17 protein-coding genes, 1 pseudogene and 1 other annotated feature are annotated in these 19,986 nt (G+C 33.0%); of the genes and pseudogenes, 4 read left to right on the top strand and 14 right to left on the bottom strand.

Annotated elements, in window-relative coordinates; all coding sequences use genetic code 11:
- Window position 1: 1 nt before the first annotated feature.
- The 3 genes from DPQ31_RS12790 to DPQ31_RS12780 form a co-directional block, all read right to left on the bottom strand.
- Window positions 2-1,450: a MocR-like pyridoxine biosynthesis transcription factor PdxR gene (locus DPQ31_RS12790; RefSeq protein WP_000471600.1), complete on the bottom strand. Its 1,449-nt coding sequence runs from the start codon at window positions 1,448-1,450 to the stop codon at window positions 2-4.
- A gap of 226 nt (window positions 1,451-1,676) precedes the next feature.
- On the bottom strand, window positions 1,677-2,702 hold the full coding sequence (locus DPQ31_RS12785) for a homoserine dehydrogenase (RefSeq protein ID WP_000701777.1): 1,026 nt from the start codon (window positions 2,700-2,702) through the stop codon (window positions 1,677-1,679).
- A gap of 87 nt (window positions 2,703-2,789) precedes the next feature.
- Window positions 2,790-4,031, bottom strand: coding sequence for an esterase/lipase family protein (locus DPQ31_RS12780; RefSeq protein WP_000517088.1), 1,242 nt, complete (start codon window positions 4,029-4,031; stop codon window positions 2,790-2,792).
- A 278-nt stretch (window positions 4,032-4,309) separates the two neighbouring features.
- On the opposite strand from DPQ31_RS12780, the gene DPQ31_RS12775 reads away from it, so the two are divergent.
- Window positions 4,310-4,651, top strand: a complete 342-nt coding sequence (locus DPQ31_RS12775; protein WP_087969204.1) for a DUF3914 domain-containing protein — start codon at window positions 4,310-4,312, stop codon at window positions 4,649-4,651.
- 66 nt (window positions 4,652-4,717) lie between these two features.
- Here the strand turns inward: DPQ31_RS12775 and DPQ31_RS12770 are convergent, their stop codons facing one another.
- The 5 genes from DPQ31_RS12770 to abc-f form a co-directional block, all read right to left on the bottom strand.
- The gene (locus DPQ31_RS12770) at window positions 4,718-5,386 is read right to left on the bottom strand and encodes a lipoprotein BA_5634 family protein (RefSeq protein WP_097958567.1); all 669 of its coding nucleotides are present in this window, start codon (window positions 5,384-5,386) and stop codon (window positions 4,718-4,720) included.
- 67 nt (window positions 5,387-5,453) lie between these two features.
- Window positions 5,454-7,385: an ABC transporter permease gene (locus DPQ31_RS12765; RefSeq protein ID WP_208731994.1), complete on the bottom strand. Its 1,932-nt coding sequence runs from the start codon at window positions 7,383-7,385 to the stop codon at window positions 5,454-5,456.
- Entirely contained in the window at window positions 7,360-8,130 is a 771-nt protein-coding gene (locus DPQ31_RS12760) for an ABC transporter ATP-binding protein (protein ID WP_000404264.1), read from the bottom strand. The genes DPQ31_RS12765 and DPQ31_RS12760 overlap by 26 nt, the downstream gene beginning before the upstream one ends.
- Window positions 8,131-8,479: 349 nt before the next feature.
- Complete coding sequence (locus DPQ31_RS12755) at window positions 8,480-9,073, bottom strand: GNAT family N-acetyltransferase (protein ID WP_199631785.1); 594 nt, start codon at window positions 9,071-9,073, stop codon at window positions 8,480-8,482.
- Window positions 9,074-9,091: 18 nt separating this feature from the next.
- A complete protein-coding gene (gene abc-f, locus DPQ31_RS12750) occupies window positions 9,092-10,720 on the bottom strand; it encodes a ribosomal protection-like ABC-F family protein (RefSeq protein ID WP_097958652.1) in 1,629 nt (542 codons plus the stop codon).
- A gap of 518 nt (window positions 10,721-11,238) precedes the next feature.
- On the opposite strand from abc-f, the gene DPQ31_RS12745 reads away from it, so the two are divergent.
- Complete coding sequence (locus DPQ31_RS12745; protein ID WP_199631786.1) at window positions 11,239-12,228, top strand: aldo/keto reductase family protein; 990 nt, start codon at window positions 11,239-11,241, stop codon at window positions 12,226-12,228.
- A 71-nt stretch (window positions 12,229-12,299) separates the two neighbouring features.
- Here the strand turns inward: DPQ31_RS12745 and DPQ31_RS12740 are convergent.
- Window positions 12,300-13,201: pseudogene (locus DPQ31_RS12740) on the bottom strand (LysR substrate-binding domain-containing protein).
- Between the two features lie 422 nt (window positions 13,202-13,623).
- Here DPQ31_RS12740 and DPQ31_RS12735 point away from each other — a divergent pair.
- On the top strand, window positions 13,624-14,250 hold the full coding sequence (locus DPQ31_RS12735) for a DUF6518 family protein (RefSeq protein ID WP_000416089.1): 627 nt from the start codon (window positions 13,624-13,626) through the stop codon (window positions 14,248-14,250).
- 182 nt (window positions 14,251-14,432) lie between these two features.
- Here the strand turns inward: DPQ31_RS12735 and DPQ31_RS12730 are convergent, their stop codons facing one another.
- The 3 genes from DPQ31_RS12730 to DPQ31_RS12720 all read right to left on the bottom strand — a co-directional run bounded on the left by DPQ31_RS12730 (window position 14,433) and on the right by DPQ31_RS12720 (window position 17,159).
- The gene (locus DPQ31_RS12730; RefSeq protein WP_208731993.1) at window positions 14,433-15,416 is read right to left on the bottom strand and encodes a sensor histidine kinase; all 984 of its coding nucleotides are present in this window, start codon (window positions 15,414-15,416) and stop codon (window positions 14,433-14,435) included.
- Entirely contained in the window at window positions 15,413-16,120 is a 708-nt protein-coding gene (locus DPQ31_RS12725; protein WP_000239006.1) for a response regulator transcription factor, read from the bottom strand. The genes DPQ31_RS12730 and DPQ31_RS12725 overlap by 4 nt, the downstream gene beginning before the upstream one ends.
- A gap of 124 nt (window positions 16,121-16,244) precedes the next feature.
- Window positions 16,245-17,159, bottom strand: a complete 915-nt coding sequence (locus DPQ31_RS12720; RefSeq protein ID WP_208731992.1) for an acetamidase/formamidase family protein — start codon at window positions 17,157-17,159, stop codon at window positions 16,245-16,247.
- 151 nt (window positions 17,160-17,310) lie between these two features.
- Here DPQ31_RS12720 and DPQ31_RS12715 point away from each other — a divergent pair, with 151 nt between their 5' ends.
- On the top strand, window positions 17,311-17,739 hold the full coding sequence (locus tag DPQ31_RS12715; RefSeq protein ID WP_001128414.1) for a cell wall hydrolase: 429 nt from the start codon (window positions 17,311-17,313) through the stop codon (window positions 17,737-17,739).
- Window positions 17,740-17,798: 59 nt separating this feature from the next.
- Here the strand turns inward: DPQ31_RS12715 and lysS are convergent, their stop codons facing one another.
- Window positions 17,799-19,352, bottom strand: a complete 1,554-nt coding sequence (gene lysS, locus DPQ31_RS12710) for a lysine--tRNA ligase (protein WP_087969211.1) — start codon at window positions 19,350-19,352, stop codon at window positions 17,799-17,801.
- Between the two features lie 82 nt (window positions 19,353-19,434).
- Window positions 19,435-19,691: a binding site (T-box leader), on the bottom strand.
- A 78-nt stretch (window positions 19,692-19,769) separates the two neighbouring features.
- Complete coding sequence (locus tag DPQ31_RS12705) at window positions 19,770-19,940, bottom strand: DUF2197 domain-containing protein (RefSeq protein ID WP_044810524.1); 171 nt, start codon at window positions 19,938-19,940, stop codon at window positions 19,770-19,772.
- Window positions 19,941-19,986: the final 46 nt, after the last annotated feature.

The raw sequence follows: 19,986 nt of genomic DNA, 5'->3' as shown, positions 1-19,986 counted from the left end.
CTCAACTCCAAGTTTCATTTTTTAAAGTTTCACCAATTATTTGAATCCCACTAACTATTTCTTTCTCCTTCAAACGTGAAAAACCTAAGCGGAATGTATTCGCTCCCCCTCCATCAGAATAAAAAACATCTCCAGGAGAAAACGTTACACCTTTCTCATAACACTTTTGTAAAAGTGTGCGAGCGTGAATTTTCTCTTCCAACTCTATAAACAAATGAAGTCCGCCATCTCCAGTCATCCTTTTAAACGGAATGTACTGATTGCAAGCCCCAACGGCTAACTCATATTTTTTCTTGTAAACAGATCTTGCCTTTTTTAAATATTTTTCAAAATATCCTTCATGTAAATATTGAAACAAAACAGCTTGATCTAACGTAGATGTGTGAATGGTTCTTGCTCTTTTAACACTTTCTAAATAATGAATCAGTTCTTTATCGGCAATAATCCACCCTACACGTAAACCAGGGAAAAGTACCTTCGAAAAGCTACTAATATAAATCACATTATTACCAGCCCCAGCAAAAGTTAATAGTGGCGATAAATGTGAACCTGAATAACGTAATTCTTCATTAAATCCGTCCTCTATAATAGGAACCTTATATTTCGAAAATAACCTCATCAATTCCGTTCTTTTCTCCGAACTTGTAACAATACCAGTTGGATTATGATAAGAAGGAATTAAATACGCAAAATCAAAATCCTTTTCACGTAAACTTTTTTCTACTTGAGTCGTATCAATACCATCATCATTCATATCTATCCCATGAACTTCAAGTCCATGTAAGCGAAAAAGTTTCAATGCAGCATGGTGAGTTGGATTCTCACAAATCACACGCCCTGATTTTTTCGCTAAGGAAGATAGTACAATATCTAATCCTTCTGTAAATCCATTTGTAATTAAAATATCTTTGTTCGAAATATCTACACCTTTCATTTCCATGTAATGAAGTAGATATTTCATTAACGGTCGGTAACCTTTTGCATATCCGTAGTTCAATACGATATCCCCTTCAATGGACATACGAGTAAGAAAAGCTCTTTTGAAATTTTCAACATCAAATAGCTTTTCGTCCGGGGCTATACTATTAAAAACAACCATTCCTTTTTCCCAGCGAACTCCATGCTTCATTAAGTCTAATTCATCCGCTAATGTGGTAACTGTATTCAGTTTATTTTTCCAATCTATTTCAACAGACGAGGTGTTAGATATATCCACCTTCGCAACGAAATTCCCTTTTCCTTTTACTGCATAAATGAGTCCTTCTTGTTCTAAATCCGCATAAGCAGAGAGTACTGTATTTCTGCTCACTGATAATAATTCACTCAGTTCCCTTGTTGATGGGATCTTTTGATCACCGAGCAAATGCCCTTTCATAATCATCTTTTTAAAATAATCCTTTAATTGAATATAAACGGGACGATCTTTTACAACTTTAAAATCTTTAAACAATTTCTTACCCCCTGCAATTATTTTTGCATATTTATTTCATTCTCAAAAGGTCCACTACATATGTATTTTTTATTAACAGCGGTACGGTCTTATAAAGTGAAACTTTAATCCGTGGGAATTTTATTCATCCCCCACCGATTTTTAGCCCGAATCGGACATATATGGGCAAAAGGCTCCCACCTAACTTTTTTTCTCCATCCGAATTTTGAAGGTGTGAGTTTTACTTCTATAAATCTCTACGATATAAGTTAATTACATCTTTTAAAGCAGCTGCTGCGGCTCCGCGTGGATTAGAAGCTCCACCAATTGTAGTAACTTGTCCCATTGTATCTGTAAAGAATGTTATTCCTTTTTCAGTTCCATTTACTTTTGCTAGTGGATGGTCTTTTTCTATTTCAAGCGGTTCTACATTAAGATTCACTTTACCATCCATATCCTTATATGCTGAAGCTATTAATTTAATATAATTGTTTTGTTCCTTAGCATGTCGAATTTGTTGTTTTGTAACATTTTCGATTCCTTTTATATGCATATCAGTAAGCATATTCTCATCACCCATCAAGCTGTTTGCCAAAAGTAATAATTTACACGCACTATCCGAACCACTTACATCTAATATTGGGTTCGTCTCAGCAATTCCTTTATTTTGCGCTTCTTTCAGTGCTTCTTCAAACGTAACATCTTCTTCATACATTTTTGTAAGAATATAATTAGTTGTCCCGTTTAATATTCCTTCTATTTTTTCAATATTGCAGCCAGCCAAACTAAATTGTCCAATATCTAATGTCGGTAGTGCTGCAGCAGTTGCGCCACTATAGCGAATTCGTACATTCGCTTCTTTTGCTGCTGCCTTTATTTCTCTCCAGTTAGTAACGAGTGCACCTTTTGAAATTGCAACAATATCCATATGTTTCTCAATCGCTTGTTTTATATATTTTTTTCCCGGATTTCCATCTTTAAGATTTGTAACTGTTGATTCTACCAATACAGTACCACTTATCCCACTTGTTGCACGGTCTTTCGGGTGATGTTCTATATACTTTTCAATTGATGCAGTACCGCTACCATACATTAATAAATGATGAATAGACAAACCTTCCTCATTATGTATTGCAATATTTCTACCTAATACGCCACTTACAACTAAATGGATTCCATATGTTTCGTATATATATAAATATTTTTCGTTTACTAATTTTATAAACTCTCTTCCTACTGTCCCGTATCCTGATAAAACAACTTGTATTTTCATAATATCCCCCCATATTTTTCTTCCATATCCCTCTTTCAATATAATATAAAGCGCTCCCGAATTCCATCGAGAGCGCTTTATTATTAACTATTGCGGTAACCGTGATAACTTTTCTGCAACTGTTCTATAAAACTCTTGAATATTAGAAAAACCTAACGTGTCTGAAACGCTTAGTCCTACCATATCTAAATGATCCCAATTTGCTTTCGTTTCAATATGATTCCATTTTCCAACCTGTAAAAACTCATTATTATTTACAGCAATACTAGTTGAAGGCGCAATCATAGAATTTGTATTTACTACACCGTCATTTTGCCACCAAGATGTATCAATTAATGGGCGATTTTCTTCAAATCTTGCATAAGAACCTAAGAAAAATGCATTCCCCATTAACACTTTGTTCATCGTAATATGAGGTAGTTGTAAACCGGTTATAGGTGCTGCTTGTGATGCATGTCCACTATACGATAAGTAATACACATCCGATTGCGTCTTTACCCAACTATTTAACTCCCTTGCTCCATCAGTACTTAAATCCCATTGACTAATATCTTTTGTATTTTCCCAAATTGAACTATTTAAAATCCGATCAGTATATTGGAAGAAGGACTCTCCAGCGTTTTTTTTCATACCCCATTGGTCCAATTTAAAATCATATAATGATAAATTATTGTTTCCTCCTAAACTCGCAGCTGTAATGAGTAAATCTTTAACGAACGGCAATAGAAGACTTCCGTCCGCGAGTGTTGTGCCATTATGAGGAGTTGCTAAAGTTGTAACACTATGAACATACGATTTACCGCCTTCAAATAGTGGTGATATCTTTGCGTTCGGATGATTTTTCACATAGTCTTTTTCTTCATAACTGCCTTCTTTTAATAACTGCACTAATGTTCTTGTCGTTTGTCCACCCATGCTATGCCCAACTAAATGAACTTTATTTGTTTCACTCCAATTCGGTGCAAATCCACTATAAGTTCTACCAAAACGATTATGTCCATGTTTCTCAGCGTGTGCCGCACCATAGTCTACAATTCCACCGTTAATTTGTGCATATAATTCACATGCACGGTCCCAGTTACTAGAAACAGGACCAACAGCAGCCGTATGTACTGTATAACCATTTCTTTTTAAATCTTCCTGTATATCATGAACACCACCCCAATATTTTACCCCTAACATTTCTTCCCTACCCCATCCAGCAAATCCATTCACTAAAATGATAGGATAATTATTTTGTTGCCTCTCTTCAGCGTAAGTTGTTTTCGCTATGAATGAACAAACAGTCACTAATGTGAAAAAACATACTTTTAAAAATAACTTCCCCATACTTTCTCCCCCTAATTAAACGCTTTCATTTTTCCATAAAAAATATTGACACATTCAGTTTTTAACTTACACATAATGTAAAGTATTTTATATACGTTGTATATATAGAAAACATACACAAATGTTGATAAATATTAATTCAAGTAAACATTTGCTTTTCACAATATAACTTGTAAATCTGATTATTTGGATTTATAATTGAATGTAGTTTCCTCATGTTACGTGGATTTAAAAATCATAAGAAAACTAATTTTATTGCTTGAAATGGAGGAAAAAGCATGCAAATCGGATCAAACATTCATACATTAGCTCAACCTACTAAAATAACTCCATCTAACCTTGAGCATAATACTATCTCTTCTACTAAACTTGAAGGTAAGAAAGCAAATGATCCTATCAAGTTCGATATTCGTTCATCTGAAAAAGAAATGAAACAGCCTGAGCATAAATTTAACGAATTAGATTTATGGAAGATGCTAAAGGATAAAGGTGTTCCAATATGGATCATCCTTGAAATGCTACAAAAGTCTCGTAAAGAAAAAGAAGCTCAAAGTAATCCGGTTCAAAACACAAATGTGATCGAGGAAACAAACGAGACTCGATTAAATGAAGTAATGTAATCTAAATGACATATAACTAAAAAGAGTTCGAGGTTGATATAGTTTCTATCAACCTCGAACTCTTTTTTAAGTTTTTTCTCCAATCGTTACAAACTGAAAAGATACTTCTCCTTCCAAACCTTTAATTAGCTTTTTTACTTTGACATTTTCATTAACCATTGTATTATCTGTCGACATTTTAGGTCTTTCGTCACCTAGAGATTTCTTTAATTGAAGAAGATGCATTTTCGTTTCATTTGCTTTTATTTCCTTATATACGCTATTTTTTGCTACGATCACATACGATTGCGTTGGATATTTACGATTGTTACCTATCCAAGCGTCACTATCGTATGTTACAGGAATCTCTTTTCCTTCTATTTTAATACTTTTCATAGTCTTTTCGTCTTCACTTGTAAACAGTAACGATCCCTCTTTTGGGAATTTCGGTAACGTATCTATAATATAATCGGAGTCATTATCTCGTTTACGAAAAACTTTTTCTTTAATCAATGCTTGTGCTGTAGATTCATTTATAATTAATACATGTCCATTTCCAACTTCACTTTTTTTCACAGAAAACACTTCATTTTCTTTCGTAATTTCCTGATAACGATTAATAATTGGTAAAATATTATTATCATCTCCAATAATTAATACACCGTTTGCAGGAAATGCGTTGTCCTTTTTAGAGCATGCACTAAAGCTTATTAAAATTATTATAGTTAACATAAAAATAGTTAAAATTCTTTTCATCACAGTTCCTTTCATAATTCATATCATTTTTTACATGCTTTTCTGTAATTTTATTAGTTAATATCCTCTATTGCTCCATAGTCTTATAAAGCTTTTGTAGGTAACGCCAACGAGTGATAAAGAAATATAAAACTTGTATACATATAAATGAAATTAAAATAACGATTGAGCTATTTAAAATAGAAAAACTGACTAATTGTTGCAGTGCCGTATACGCAACTACAGTATGAATCACCGCAACAACAATCGGTAAGAAGAACATTAATACTAACTGTCTCGTTACAACTTTTTTTAACTCTCGTTTACTTAATCCCATTTTCGAAATCATTTTATATTGTTGTTGATCACGGTCCAAATCAGTATATAATCGGAAATAAATAAAACTAGCAGCAAATGTAAAGAAAACGATTCCGACTAAAACGCTTGCCATAAGTAATAAACCATTCTTTTGCTTTGCCTCCAACAAGTTTAATGTTAAAGCTTCAAAGTAGAAATCTCTGTCCCTAAGATCTTTATCGAGTATACTCTTTAATTGATTTGAAATCTCTTTCGTTTTTATCCAATCATCTACAACAAATCCATAAGTACGATGTTGAATATTTTCATCTTTTGGATTACTCGTCAGAGGAATTTCATCATACACATGATCTTGAACAGCAATATAAATACTACTAGAATCATGTGGTAAAACTAAATCCCCCACAGCTTTTTTCACACGAAATGTCTTTGTCCAATCACCTTGAATAACTTCAATATTTTTTTTATAGTCACCATTTTTAAATTCTTGTTTTTGTGACACCCTCCCAGGAATTAGTAAAATTTCATCTTCTTTTTCAATTGTTTCTTGTTGGTACCCTAGTGCTCTCGTAAGTTCGTTATATTCACTTAATTTCAATACATTTACGTTACTTTCTGTAAATTTACTTGAAGATGAAGCCATTCGGTACGGAATATTTGCATCAGAGAGATGTTTTTTTATAATAGAGAGATGTTTATCTACTAATTTGTTGTTTTCAGAGCTTTCATACAGAAATGTATATGGGTTTGTCATCCACACTAAATTCCTATTACCAAGAGCGGCTGTTGTACCTATTGCTGTAAATGCAACTGCTGAAATAATAGATACTATAAAAAACATCGTTGCATTATCTTTCATACGGTAAATCAATTCTGAAAATGTTAATATATTTGTTCTCTTTAAAAAGAAAGATTCTCTCCTTTTAGCAAGATACAATATATACACGCTACACTGTGTATATAAAAAGTACGTTCCAATAATGACTAGAAGTACACCTATTCCGAGCGTAATAAAATTAATACTTGGGATAAAGCGAAATACTGAAATATATCCATAGCCTATACTAATTAAAGAAAGTAGCGATAATAAAATGGAAAATTTCGGTTCAGGCTTTGGCTTTTCCTCTGCTTGAATAAGTTCCACAAGTCCCGTTACTTTTATCATTTTAAAAGTAACAAGCGAAACGATTAAAAATAAGAAAAGAAATGTGATGACTGTTAATAGTACGGCCTTCACTGGTATATAAAAAGGTAAGCCATTACTAATCATTAATACACTTGCACTAATCAATAATACTAGTTTAGAAAATATGAGACCGATGAAAATACCTATACAAATTGACCCAAGTCCAATTAACATATTTTCAATTAATAATAATTTCTTTAGCTGCCTCATTGACATACCTTGCATCATTAAAATGCCAAATTCTTTCTTACGCGTTTTTAAAAACGAACTTACTGAATATAGAATAAAGAAAAATGAAAAAACAAATATCAAGCCTTGCGAAACTGTAAATCCTAATGTACCAAATGCACTTATTGTTGCACTTGTCGATTTCAACTCCCCTTGTAAATCAGGATGAAATAACAAAAGGGCATACGTAAAGAAAATCATAATAGAAAATGTACAACTTAAAAAATGAGCAGCATATGTACGCTTATTACGAAAAATATTATTAAACGCGAACTGACGAAAAGTCATGCCTTTTCCCTCCTAACAAAGAAAGGACATCCATAATCTTTTGATAAAAGGCTTGCCTGCTTTCACCACAATAAATTTCATTATATAATTGACCATCTTTAATAAATATAACTCTGCTGCAAAAGCTCGCTGCATACGGATCATGTGTAACTAACATCATCGTTGCTTTTTCTTCTTTATTAAGAGTATCTAGCATCTCCATTACATCATTTGAAGATTTAGAGTCTAAATTCCCTGTTGGTTCATCTGCAAGTAATAATTGTGGTTTATGAACGATAGCACGAGCGATTGCAGTTCTTTGAGCTTGCCCCCCTGATATTTCAAACGTTCTTTTACTCAATATATCTGCAATATTTAATTTCTCTGCAATATCTTCCACTCGTTTGTTCATTTCTTGTACAGATACACCATCTAGTGTCATCGGCAATACAATGTTTTCTTTCACTGTAAGTGTGCTAAGTAAATTAAATGATTGAAAAACAAATCCTAATTGTTTCCTACGAAATAAAGCTAAACTGTCTGATGATAACTGAAAAGGATTTGTACCATTTATTAATATTTCTCCCGATGTAGGAGAATCAATAGTAGATACCATATTTAATAATGTTGTTTTCCCGCTACCTGATGGTCCCATAATTCCTACAAATTCACCTTCTTGAATTGATAAATCAATATCTACCAATGCTTTAAAAGGTATTTTCCCTTTATATACTTTACTAATACTTTTTGCATGTAAAATTTCCATTTATATTCTCCCTTCATTTCCACTGCTCACTATAAAGTGTAAATGAATTGTCTTATAGCACATATTGATTCATCTTTCATTTATCTTACACGCTTGTAAGATTTCTAAAAAAACTGATAACAAATCTATTTCCAATATATAATCAACGTATATCTATCTTATAATATTTGTATAGTGGTATGGAATACAATGCTTCTTACTTCTAGTCGCTGAAACACCTTGTATTATTTATTAGCAACATGCAATATATTATAAAGAATAACTATACAACTTATCATATAGTACGAAAAAAAGCTCAGAGTTTTAGCTCTAAGCTTTTTTACTGATTTCATATGCAATATAGCTCCCTTCAAAGAGCTATATTTTTTATCCACTCTGATTTACTCAATACATAATGATTAAATAGTCGATTTTCTATCGTCTGTTGGCTCATATAAATAAATCCGCATTTTTCAATAACTTTATTTGATGGTACATTTTTAATTAAAGCAATTGCGTTGAGGACATTTACATTTGTTTTTTTAAACAAATAGTCAATTAAGCCTTTATTCGCTTTTGTAGCATAGCCATTATTTTGATATTCACTTGAGATAGCATACATTATCTCTCTGTTTGGTGAAGGGAGTTCTTCTTTAATACCTGTGCAGCACCATCCAATGAATTCATTTGTAGCTTGCTTAAATATTCCTAGCTTTAACATATGATTATCTATGTTATTCGTAGTTTTCACTGCCTCAAGAAATGCTTTATTTGCTGGTATTTCATCATTGATAATCCAATTAACCCTCTGTTCTTTTGTTGATTTCCAGTCTGGCAAAAATTTTTCTATTTCCGGTTGATTCGATATTTTATAAATACTCTCAGCATCTTTCATAGTAAACTCTTGTAGATATATATTTCCACAGTCTATTCTAAATAACTTAGTTGAACTCTCTGCTCCCATGTTAATCCCCCTAAATAATTATAGCGCCTTAATCTGTTTCGTAAGTTCTATAAATCGTTCATCAAGTTCTTTATATTCTTTATCATTAGAAGTTAAAAAGCTTAATTTTCCTAATACTTCTTGTCTCTCTGTTTCTAACGTTAAACGTAACTCTTCAATTTCATCTCTTGTTTTAGGAGGTTCTTCTAGCTGTTTTTGTATCGTATGATTTGAAAACACGAGTTTTGTGTTAGTTGTTTTCTCTAGAAAATATCGATCGTGAGAAACGATAACTAGTGTTCCATTATACTCCGCTAATGTATTTTCAAGCTGTTCACGTGAAGGCAGATCAAGGTGATTTGTCGGTTCATCTAAAATGAGTACGTCTTTTTCATCTAAAATATAAGCCATTAACTTACATTTCACTCGTTCTCCCATGCTCATATGTTCAATCGGCTCTTTCCATTGAGAAGCTTGGAACCCTAAATGTTTCATTAAATTTTGGACTTTCCCTCTTTCTTCAAATGAATCTTTAAAAAATAAATCTTCTGGCGTTTTATCAAGTGGTAAATCAAATACTTCTTGTGTTAAATAACCGATATTTGCAGATGGTGAAACCCATACTTCTCCTTCCACAGTTTCCGTTCCCATAATCATCTTTAGTAATGTTGTTTTCCCACTACCGTTTGGTCCAACAATCGCAACCTTCTCACCGTGCTGAATTGTAAAATTAACGTTTTCAAATAATATTTTTCCATGAAAGTCTTTTTTTAATTGTTTTACTTCTAAAAAGCGTTTTCCTACTTTTTTACTCGCTTGAATAGAGAACTCAACTGCGTACTCCTCTTTCACACGTTCTACTTTCGTTTTCTCTAGCTCTTTTTCGAGACGTTTTCGTTTTGACTTAACTTGCGCATCCATTCGCTTCGCTTTTACACGATAAAATTCTTTAACACCTTCTTGTTTTGTAGACTGTGCGTGTGCCTTTTGTGACCATGAACTTAATTCTTTTATATGTGTTTCTACTTGTTCAATCTTTTTTTGCTGCTTTTCATATTCACGTTGTTGCGTCAGTCTTTTTTGCTCACGTGCTTTCATATAACTCGTATAATTACCGCTATGCTCAATTAATTTTTTATCCTCAATTGACCATATTTTTGTTGCGACAACATCTAAAAAATATCGATCATGCGATACAACGATTACTGTACCTTTCATATTTTTTATTTGTTTAATGAGAAATTCCGTACTCATCTCATCTAAATGATTTGTCGGTTCGTCTAATATTAAGACATTAGGATTTTCCGCAAATCCTTTTGCTAAGCGAACTTTCAGCTTTTCACCACCACTTAAAGTATGAAAATCGTTCGTTGGCACGCCCCATTTTGCAAGAAGCTCTGCTTCTTTTGCAATCACATCCTTACTAATAAAAGATTCTATTTCTTGTTCAACATATGCTGTTGTCATATTCATTTGCTGCCACTCAACAATTCCTTTTGATGGCTCAATCTTCCCATTTATTAATTGAAGTAACGTTGATTTACCAGCACCATTTTTACCAATTAATCCGATTACATCCCCTTGTTTTACTACTACATTCATTTTTTCTAACAAAGTATTTTCCTTTATATCAACATACACATCATTTAATTTTAAAAGCTCTTTCATATTACCGATCCCTTTCATAAAGGGAGAACAAAAAAATCCTCCCAAAGTAATTTTGGCAGGATTAGTCATTACATTATTTATACCCAAATAAGCTATTACGCAAATCAAATAGCAATACCGTTGAATGGAATTGGGCAGACTAATCCTATTTTTTACAAATTGAAATTTATTTAATTTCAACATTTAAAAATAAGATTAGTTAATCATCGTCCACCCATCATTCCTTTCCGTCGTTAGTAACCATATTGTACCATAATAGTACTGTATGAGTAAATGTAATTATATGTGCTTTTAAAAAGATTGCTTTCTTTAAAGGTCTATTTATCAATTCTAAACTTCATATTGAACAAGCATACACCACATTTGTTGTGCTACTTGCTTTAGATTCCCCTAGTAATAAAATTCTAAACATCCCCCTCTTATATAATTTTTATATAAATTCATCATAAATCATATATTATACATACTAAATTTCAGTTCTTATAATAAAGGTATCATTTTTAAGGGGGGATTCTACAATGGAATTTAGCAAACTCGGAAACAGTGGGTTAACAGTAAGTAAGATTGCATACGGGAACTGGATAAACCATGGCGGAAAGGTAAATGAAGATACTGCAAATAATTGTGTGAAAACCGCACTAGATGTCGGAATTACAACGTTTGATACTGCTGATGTTTATTCGGACACGATAGCCGAAGAAGTACTAGGCCGGTCTTTAAAAGGCATACGGAGAGAAAGTATAGAACTATGTACAAAAGTATGTCATCCGACCGGACCTGGAAAAAATGATCGTGGATTGTCGCGAAAACATATTATTGAAAATTGTAATGCATCATTAAAACGGTTGCAGACAGACTACATTGATGTCTATTATGCACATAGATTTGATACAACAACTCCCCTTGAAGAAACGATGTTAGCTTTTGCTGATCTTGTAAGACAAGGTAAAGTCCTTTACTTAGGCATAAGTGAGTGGACATCAGAACAAATCACCCGCGGTGCAACACTTGCACGAGAATTAAGCATTCCACTTATCGCTAGCCAACCTCAATATTCGATGTTGTGGCGAGTTATTGAAACTGATGTAATACCAACATGTCAACGTGAGGGACTTGGTCAAGTTGTTTGGTCTCCCCTTGTACAAGGTATTCTCACAGGAAAATATCAACCTGGTAAACCATTGCCGAATCAATCACGTGCTAACTCTGATGCTAGTAAACCATTTTTCCAAAAACTCGTGCAACGCTGGATGAGCGATGATGTACTCAATGCAATTCAGAAACTTAATCCCATCGCGCAAGAAACTAATCTTACCTTACCTCAACTTGCAGTTGCTTGGGTATTACAAAATCCAGCTGTTTCCTCTGCAATTATTGGTGCATCAAATCCAGAGCAAATAAGAGAAAACGTAATTGCTTCTAGTGTTAAATTACAACCTGAAATTATGGATCAAATTGATGGTGTACTAAAAGATTTCATTGAGTATGATCCGAGCAAAACAGGTTAAAACACCTTTTTGTTCTACCTATAAAGAAGCTTTCCTTTTCAAATCTACACTGCCCATCCTATACAAATGGGTTATTTTCTTTTACATTCACATTGTGAAGTTGTATAAACCTCTCTAACAACAGTTAAAAAGTTCTCTAACACAACAGACTGTTCATCTAGTCTCCATCCAGCATATAAATTTATTTTTGGGGTATTTTATTGAATTTCTTTATATATAACTCCCGTTTTTTATAACTTTCCACTGATGACGGAACGACAGAAATCCCCATTCCTGCTGCAACTAAATTCACAATCGTTTGCATTTGAATCGCTTCTTGAACAATATTTAAACTTACTCCATGTTCCCAAAAGTAACTAATAATTACATCATAAAAGTTTGTACCAAAATGACGTGGAAATAAAATAAATGGTTCATCCACTAATGATTTAATTGGAATGTTACGTAACATAACGAAAGGGTGATCTTCATACAAAACCAATTTTAAATATTCTACAGAACAAACTTCGGAAGTTAAAATTTCATTATTCTGCTTGGAACGAATAAATCCAAGATGAATTTGTTTTTCATAGAGCGCTTTGATTTGTTGATCAGTTGTCATTTCGCGTAATATAAGTTGAATTTTAGGAAACCGTTCTCGAAATTTTTTTAATACATTTATAACGGTTTCTGTAGAATCGACAAACCCAATTATTAAATGGCCTATCTTCCCTTCATCCGCAAGCTGTGTTTCTTTAATCGTTCTATCTACTTGAAGCAACGTTTGCCGTGCACCTTCTAAAAATATTTTTCCAGCATCGGTAAGTTCAACCATTCTTTTCGTTCGATGAAAAAGTTGAACTCCTAATTCTTCTTCTAATTTACGAATTTCTTGACTTAAAGGCGGTTGTGCCATCATAAGACGTTCTGCTGCACGACTAAAGTTTAATTCTTCTGCCACCGTTATAAAATATCTCATTTTCCGAATATCCATTGCAATCCCCCTAACATTCACAACTAGTAAAAAATCCCTTCTTCAAATAAATTGTAAATAAAAACAGGAGGAAACTATATCAATCCCTTTTCTTTTTTATCATAAATCATTTCATTGTAAATACGAGATGAAAATCATTAAAAATTCTAAATTACAAGTATAACAGTGAATTTTATCCTCAAGAGCATGCTTATGATAAGTTGAATTATGTGTTTTCAGCAATTTTATTACTTGCATATATTATTTCATTTACCATTTTGGTTGAGTAACTAGTTTTGATATTTTATTCACCTAATTATAAAAACAAAGGACGGTTCGTTATTCAATATTTTTTTATTGTTTTTCGATAAAATTTAATTGATTATTTTTCCTTAATAAGCTATTATAAGTTTACAGAAAATATTAAAGTAAGGATTGAATTTATGGAAAAGACATTAAAAATCATAAAATCAAATATGTTTTTAAGAAGTTTTCTCATCCCGATTATAGTAGGGATTATTGTTGGTATACTAACTAAATTGGGCCAAGGTATACTTCCAGGAAATTGGAATTCATTAGCTAACCTAGGAAGTGTTTGGTTAGTTCCATCCTTTTTTGTGGCTAGTCTTAGTTATTCTAAGCGTACAGCTATGCTTTCCGGTATACTTGCGCTGCTAGGTATGGTTTTAGGCTATTATGGTTATGCAATAATTATTAAAAATGTAGCTCACTCTATTTATTTTATATCTGTATGGATTGTATGTGCATGTATAGGAGGAACCATCTTCGGAATTGCAGGTTTTCTATGGAAGGATACTACAAATCCACTTCATAAATTCGGAAGCGCACTTATAAGTGGAGTTTTTGTAACGGATGGACTTCACATTCTTTTAAATTTTGAAGACTATAGTCACATGTTACCTGTTGGATATACCGAAGTCATAGTTGGGATTATCTTGATTCTTGTATTAGAACGCTCTAATGCTAATCGAATTTCTTCTTTCTTAATGATGATTCCTATCACTATTTTAGGATTAATTGGATATAAATTATTAAGTTTGTTTACTTAATTACAATTCATAAAGCTAGCTCTTTCAAAGGGGTAGCTTTTTTCTTACAAAAAATTATCTATCAATAAATTTATTATTAAATCCTTCTAATTTAATAGTCGTATTTATTATCGTTTCATTTAATCGCTATAAAATAAGGCTAAAAAACTTATCTTCAAAATTCTTTAGCCTAAATCACTTATTTACACATTAAAAAATATAATTCGTACAACGGTACCTTTACCAACTTCTGAATGAATTTCTACACGATGCCCTAATTGTTTCGTAATTTCATATACAAGATATAACCCCATTCCAGTTGATTCTTTAAAATCTCTACCATTTTCTCCTGTAAAGAACGGTTTAAATACTCTTGGTAAATCTTGCTTCGGTATCCCGACGCCACTATCGGCTATTTCAAGTACAACAGTATTACCTTCCTTACATGCTTTCACTTTAATCTTTTCTCTACTACCTGATGAGTATTTAATCGCATTCGATATAATTTGTCCTATTAAAAATTGCAACCATTTCGCATCACTTTCTACAGTAATACCTTTATCAATTTCAAGCTCTGGATATACAAAATTCCGGATAAAGAAGCGTTTATGTTCATGCACGGAATCATTTACTACTTTATGTAGTTGGGCTCTTTCTACATAAAAATCTTGTATAAATGCTTCTAAACGCGCGACATATAATGCCATCTCTAATCCCTTTTTCAAGCGATCTGTTTCCTCATTAATACTTTCAAAACGCGAATCCACTTCATCCTGTGTAATTAATTCTATTACAGATAGAGGTGTTTTCATTTGATGAATCCACTGATTCATAAAGGTTAAATGATCATTATTTTTTCTTTCTTGTAATTGCAGTTGATTTTGATAATGACGATATTGTGCATCAAGCAAATCTTGGAGAGCAGTAGATACAACTGCAAAATCAGATTTTTGAACGGATTCATCCAAAGATTGCAATGGATTGGCTAAACGCTCATAAAAAGAACGATGTGTAAAATAACGAAATATTAAGTAGCTTACCATAAAAAAAGCACCTAAAAACATTGCATATAATGCTGTTGTAATATGATTATGTCCATCAAACCAATATACAAGGAATATGGCTAGTAGTTGGAGCACTGTAAAACAAATAAGTGGTATATGGTCACGTATAAACAGCCTTATCATTTTTCCACACCATTTTCCCAAGTAATATGCAACCTATATCCAACACTACGAATTGTTTCAATCGCATCCTCAATATGTAATGTTTTTAACTTTTTACGCACACGTGTTGTATTTACACTTAATGTATTATCATCAACATAAGATTCACTATCCCATAACTTATTAAGCAACACTTCTCTACTCACAACACGCGGATAATTTTTCATTAACATTTCTAATAAAATGGCTTCGTTTCTCGTTATATCAATCTCTTGATTCCGCAACTTCAATACAAGCCTTTCGGGATATAAACTAAGTCCTTGTTGCTCAACCATTCGTTCTTCTAGTTTCGGTGCATAATCACCGTAAGCACGTCTTAAATGGCTACGAATTTTTGCCATTACAACTTCATAATGAAAAGGCTTCGGAATAAAATCATCGCCACCATTTTCTAACGCCATAACCTGATCCATCGTACCTTCACGGGCCGAGATAAATAAAATTGGACATGTGGAAACTCCACGAATTTGACGACACCAATAGTAACCGTCAAAGCTTGGTAAATTAATATCTAATAAAACTAACTCTGGTTGTTCTTCTAAAAATATGTCTAACACATTTTGAAAATCCGATATTACAATTCCTTGGTAACCGTATTTCGCAACATAAGTTGATAATAGCTCCGCAATTTTCATATCATCTTCAACAATCATAATTTTGACCATTCTTAAACTCCTTTTAATTCACAATCTCAAATATACTTATATAAAATAAATACTACCTCTTTTTATTTCATCCGTAAATTAAAAAAGGATACTTTTAAAAAACAGCATCCTTCTTCTAGTATTCTTATTTAATATTAAATTTACTCCAATTAAAACCTAGCTTTTCCGCATATTCCATTCCTAGTTCCATCCGCGTCGTTTTTAGTGGATCCACAACTTGGCAAACTTTTAAATTACCCACTGCTGATAATAATAGAGTTGCATCTGCTTTAGACATTTCTAATTCCTCATGTAAAAATGTCACCATATTATGTACAGCACGATTCGCTGCATCGTCTAACAATTTCTCTGAAGCAATTGTCATTACTTTTTCTTTTTGGATAGCCATTGGTAGTGGCCATTTCTTTCCTTTTATAATCTGAACTGTTACCGTCACCTCACCAGCAACCTCTACTCCACTAACACCAATTTCACCATCACCCATCGCTGCATGTAAATCGCCTAATGCTAATAGAGCACCAGGAACATTTACAGGTAATAACAATGTTGTCCCTTCTTTTATCTCTTTACAGTCCATATTTCCGCCATGGTCATGCGGTGTTCCACAGGAAATACTCTCCTCTTTCGGCGCAGTACCAATCACACCGATCATTGGATTAATCGGAAATTGCAGTTCATTTGAAAACAAAACATGTTTATTATGTATTGGGAGGATTTTCACTGTATTTTCATTTAGCACTTCACCCATTACACCGAGGTTCGCACCTGTAGTTAAAACACCCTGCTCTGCAATTTTAATCTTTTCAATCGTTACGGCCAATATATCATCCGGTTCTGCACCTGTAATATATACAGGCCCAGTCGCTGGATTAATTCGGTTCCAATCTAATTCTTGGAACACAACATCTTCAGAATCAATTTGGTTTTCAAAGCAATCATATGTTTCAAATACAAGACGGCTCCCAATTTCTACTTCCATACACGGCTTATTTTCTGGTGACATTGCGTAAATAATGTCATCTTTATGAATTCGATACATAATACCTCTCCCCTTTTCTATTTATCTACTATTACTAATTAACTTTTTTTATACAAACTCCTATTAAAATCAAATGTTATTTTTATGTAAAAAAGCACGTAGCTTATTTTATAACATACACTCTTTACTATAACAGAAAGGTGGTATCACTATGCCCCTTATTCCATATAACGAAAGCGATGTTGATTTACTAGCTCGTTTAATTCGTGCTGAAGCTGAAGGAGAAGGCCGACAAGGTGAACAGCTTGTTGGCTGCGTTGTTGTGAATCGTGTATTTTGCGATTGCTTAGATTTCAAACAACTCCGTACCGTTCGTGATGCTGTATATCAAAGCCCCGGTGGATTTGAAGCAGTACAATATGGATATTTTTATCAACGCGCTCGTGAGTCAGAAAAAGAAATTGCAAGAAAGGTTTTACAAGGTGAATGGCGCTGGCCAGCACGATGGGCTCTTTGGTATTTCCGTCCAGTTGGAGCTTGCCCACCTGAATGGTATAATCAGCCGTTTGTAGGGCAATTTAAAAGCCATTGTTTTTATGAGCCAAGTGGTGATGAATGTCCAAAACTGTATACACGGTAGTAAAATTTACAACGCAAGCACTTAGATCTTTGAGTACTTGCGTTGCTTTTAGCTATATATTAGAAATCTAATAAAGTGATGATTTTTTTGATGCCTACCACATGTATTAATAACGGTATACGTGGGCCACTTGATTGATTCATAACGAGCCTATATATAATGGTGAATAATAGCTTTTGATTTCCTTTCATTATTTTTTTATTTTCATGATGACAAATCGTATACAGTTGCTCCATTAAATTAGAATATTCTTTATTAGAACGAAGTGTTTTACAAACTTCTTCCACCCAGTTTTTCTGACTATCTTCTAATGTGTTATAAAACTCCGTATTCTTCTCTTTATTTACCGTAATCAATTTTTCAGATTGAAAATTTCTTATCCAATACTCTGCACGATTACTTATCGCAATCATTTCAGGTAATGCATAACTCCTATCTATTTTCTCTAATATATTTTGTAAAATAGAGGAATCAAAATTTAATAGTGGTAAAGTACTTGCAACTTGATTAAACTTTGGATATTCTTTAAATCGGTTATCAACTCTAGAAAGTTTAATTGCATCAAATAAATCTTCATTTTTTAGTGCTTCATTTTCATAACTATCTTTCAATCGTTCATACTCTGTATAATTTCGGATCACATCTTCATCAAGGCCAATATGAAAAGCTGCGCCTGGCCTATATTTTGCAAACATAAAAAGAATTACTTCTGGTACATACACTTTTAATAAGTCGCTAGGTGTAATGCTATTTCCTGAAGAACTAGACATTTTTTCATGATTACCTTTAAGACCAATGAAATCATAAGCAACGTAATGAGGCGCTTCACGATTGAATATTTCCCTTACAATTTCTTTTGATACATTGTAACTACCTGTTTCCGATGAATGATCTCTTCCGCCTGGTTCAAAAATAACATCCTCTATCATCCATCTCATCGGCCAATCAATTTTCCAATTCAGTTTCATTTTATTTGTATTTACTACCGATAATTCATTTTCATTTCCGCATTCACATGCATACCGTACTGTTTCTAATACTTCATCAAATTGTGTAATCGTTGTTGCATCTTTCCCGCACCTCTCGCAATATAACGTAACTGGATAAAAGTTTTCTCTATCTTCTTCAAAGTGAACTCCTGTTTTAAAACGCATTAAAATATCATATATTTCTTTTCTTTTATGCAAAGCCTCTAATATATTGCCATTATACCTTCCGCTTCTATATTCAGCATGTTGATATATGAATTCCACTTCAATCCCAAATGCTTGAAGCGATTTCTCAAACTCTTTTTCAAAATGCTCTGCATATGAGTTATGACACCCATGCGGATCAGGGATATCACAGTACGGCATACCAATGTATCTTGCAAAAGATGGATCAATATTTTTAGGAACTTTTCTAAACCTGTCATAATCATCCCATGAAAAGATAAAACGAGTCTTTTTCCCTAAATTTTGCAGAGCTCTTACAACAAAATAAGTCGTTACTATTTCACGGAAGTTTCCAATGTGAACAGAACCAGATGGACTAATTCCAGATGCACAAACAAAAGTTTCTTTATTTGGATGTTTTCTAATTAATTCATGTGCTACTTCATACGCCCAATGCATATGTCACTCACCTCAATTATTTTTTGTTTTCACATTTTCAGTTTTATACAACAAAAAAACTCCCACCCCCAAGATTATTCATCTTGAGGACGAGAGTTATTAGCTTCGCGGTACCACCTCAGTTTGTTAATACGTCACCATATTAACCTTTTCAGGTACGGCAAAATATGCTTATACCCTATCTCTATAACGGGAGAACCCGTCGCACCATCCCTAAATAAATTAGTTCCTTGCGCAGCTCCAAGTCTTTTTTCATTAAGATGTATACCGCTCTTTCTCAGCTACCAGAGCTCTCTGTACGTATTCTTTCTTAACTACTCTTCTCTTCCATGCCATTTTAAATGTTGATTTTTACATATGATAATTTATTACACGTTTATTGTCAAATTTTTCTGAACGTTAATACATTACATATAATTATCTAAAAAAATGTTTTATCGCTTCTAATTGAATCTTGTGGCTACATTCATCACAACAATATATCCCTTTCGATTTCTCTTTAAACCGCTTATATTGTTCACTACCTTCATATACTCGGAATATATTTTTACAAGAAAAGCAAACAACCTCATAAAACATCATATGCATTTTCCTCTCTGTGTTTATACACTTTTTTTAATATGAGAAGGTCTGT

The sequence above is a fragment of the Bacillus sp. COPE52 genome (genome assembly GCF_003355115.1).
Classification (GTDB): Bacteria; Bacillota; Bacilli; order Bacillales; family Bacillaceae_G; genus Bacillus_A; species Bacillus_A toyonensis.
Note: the sequence above shows the minus strand (reverse complement) of the source record. Positions and strands in the feature narration are given on the sequence as shown.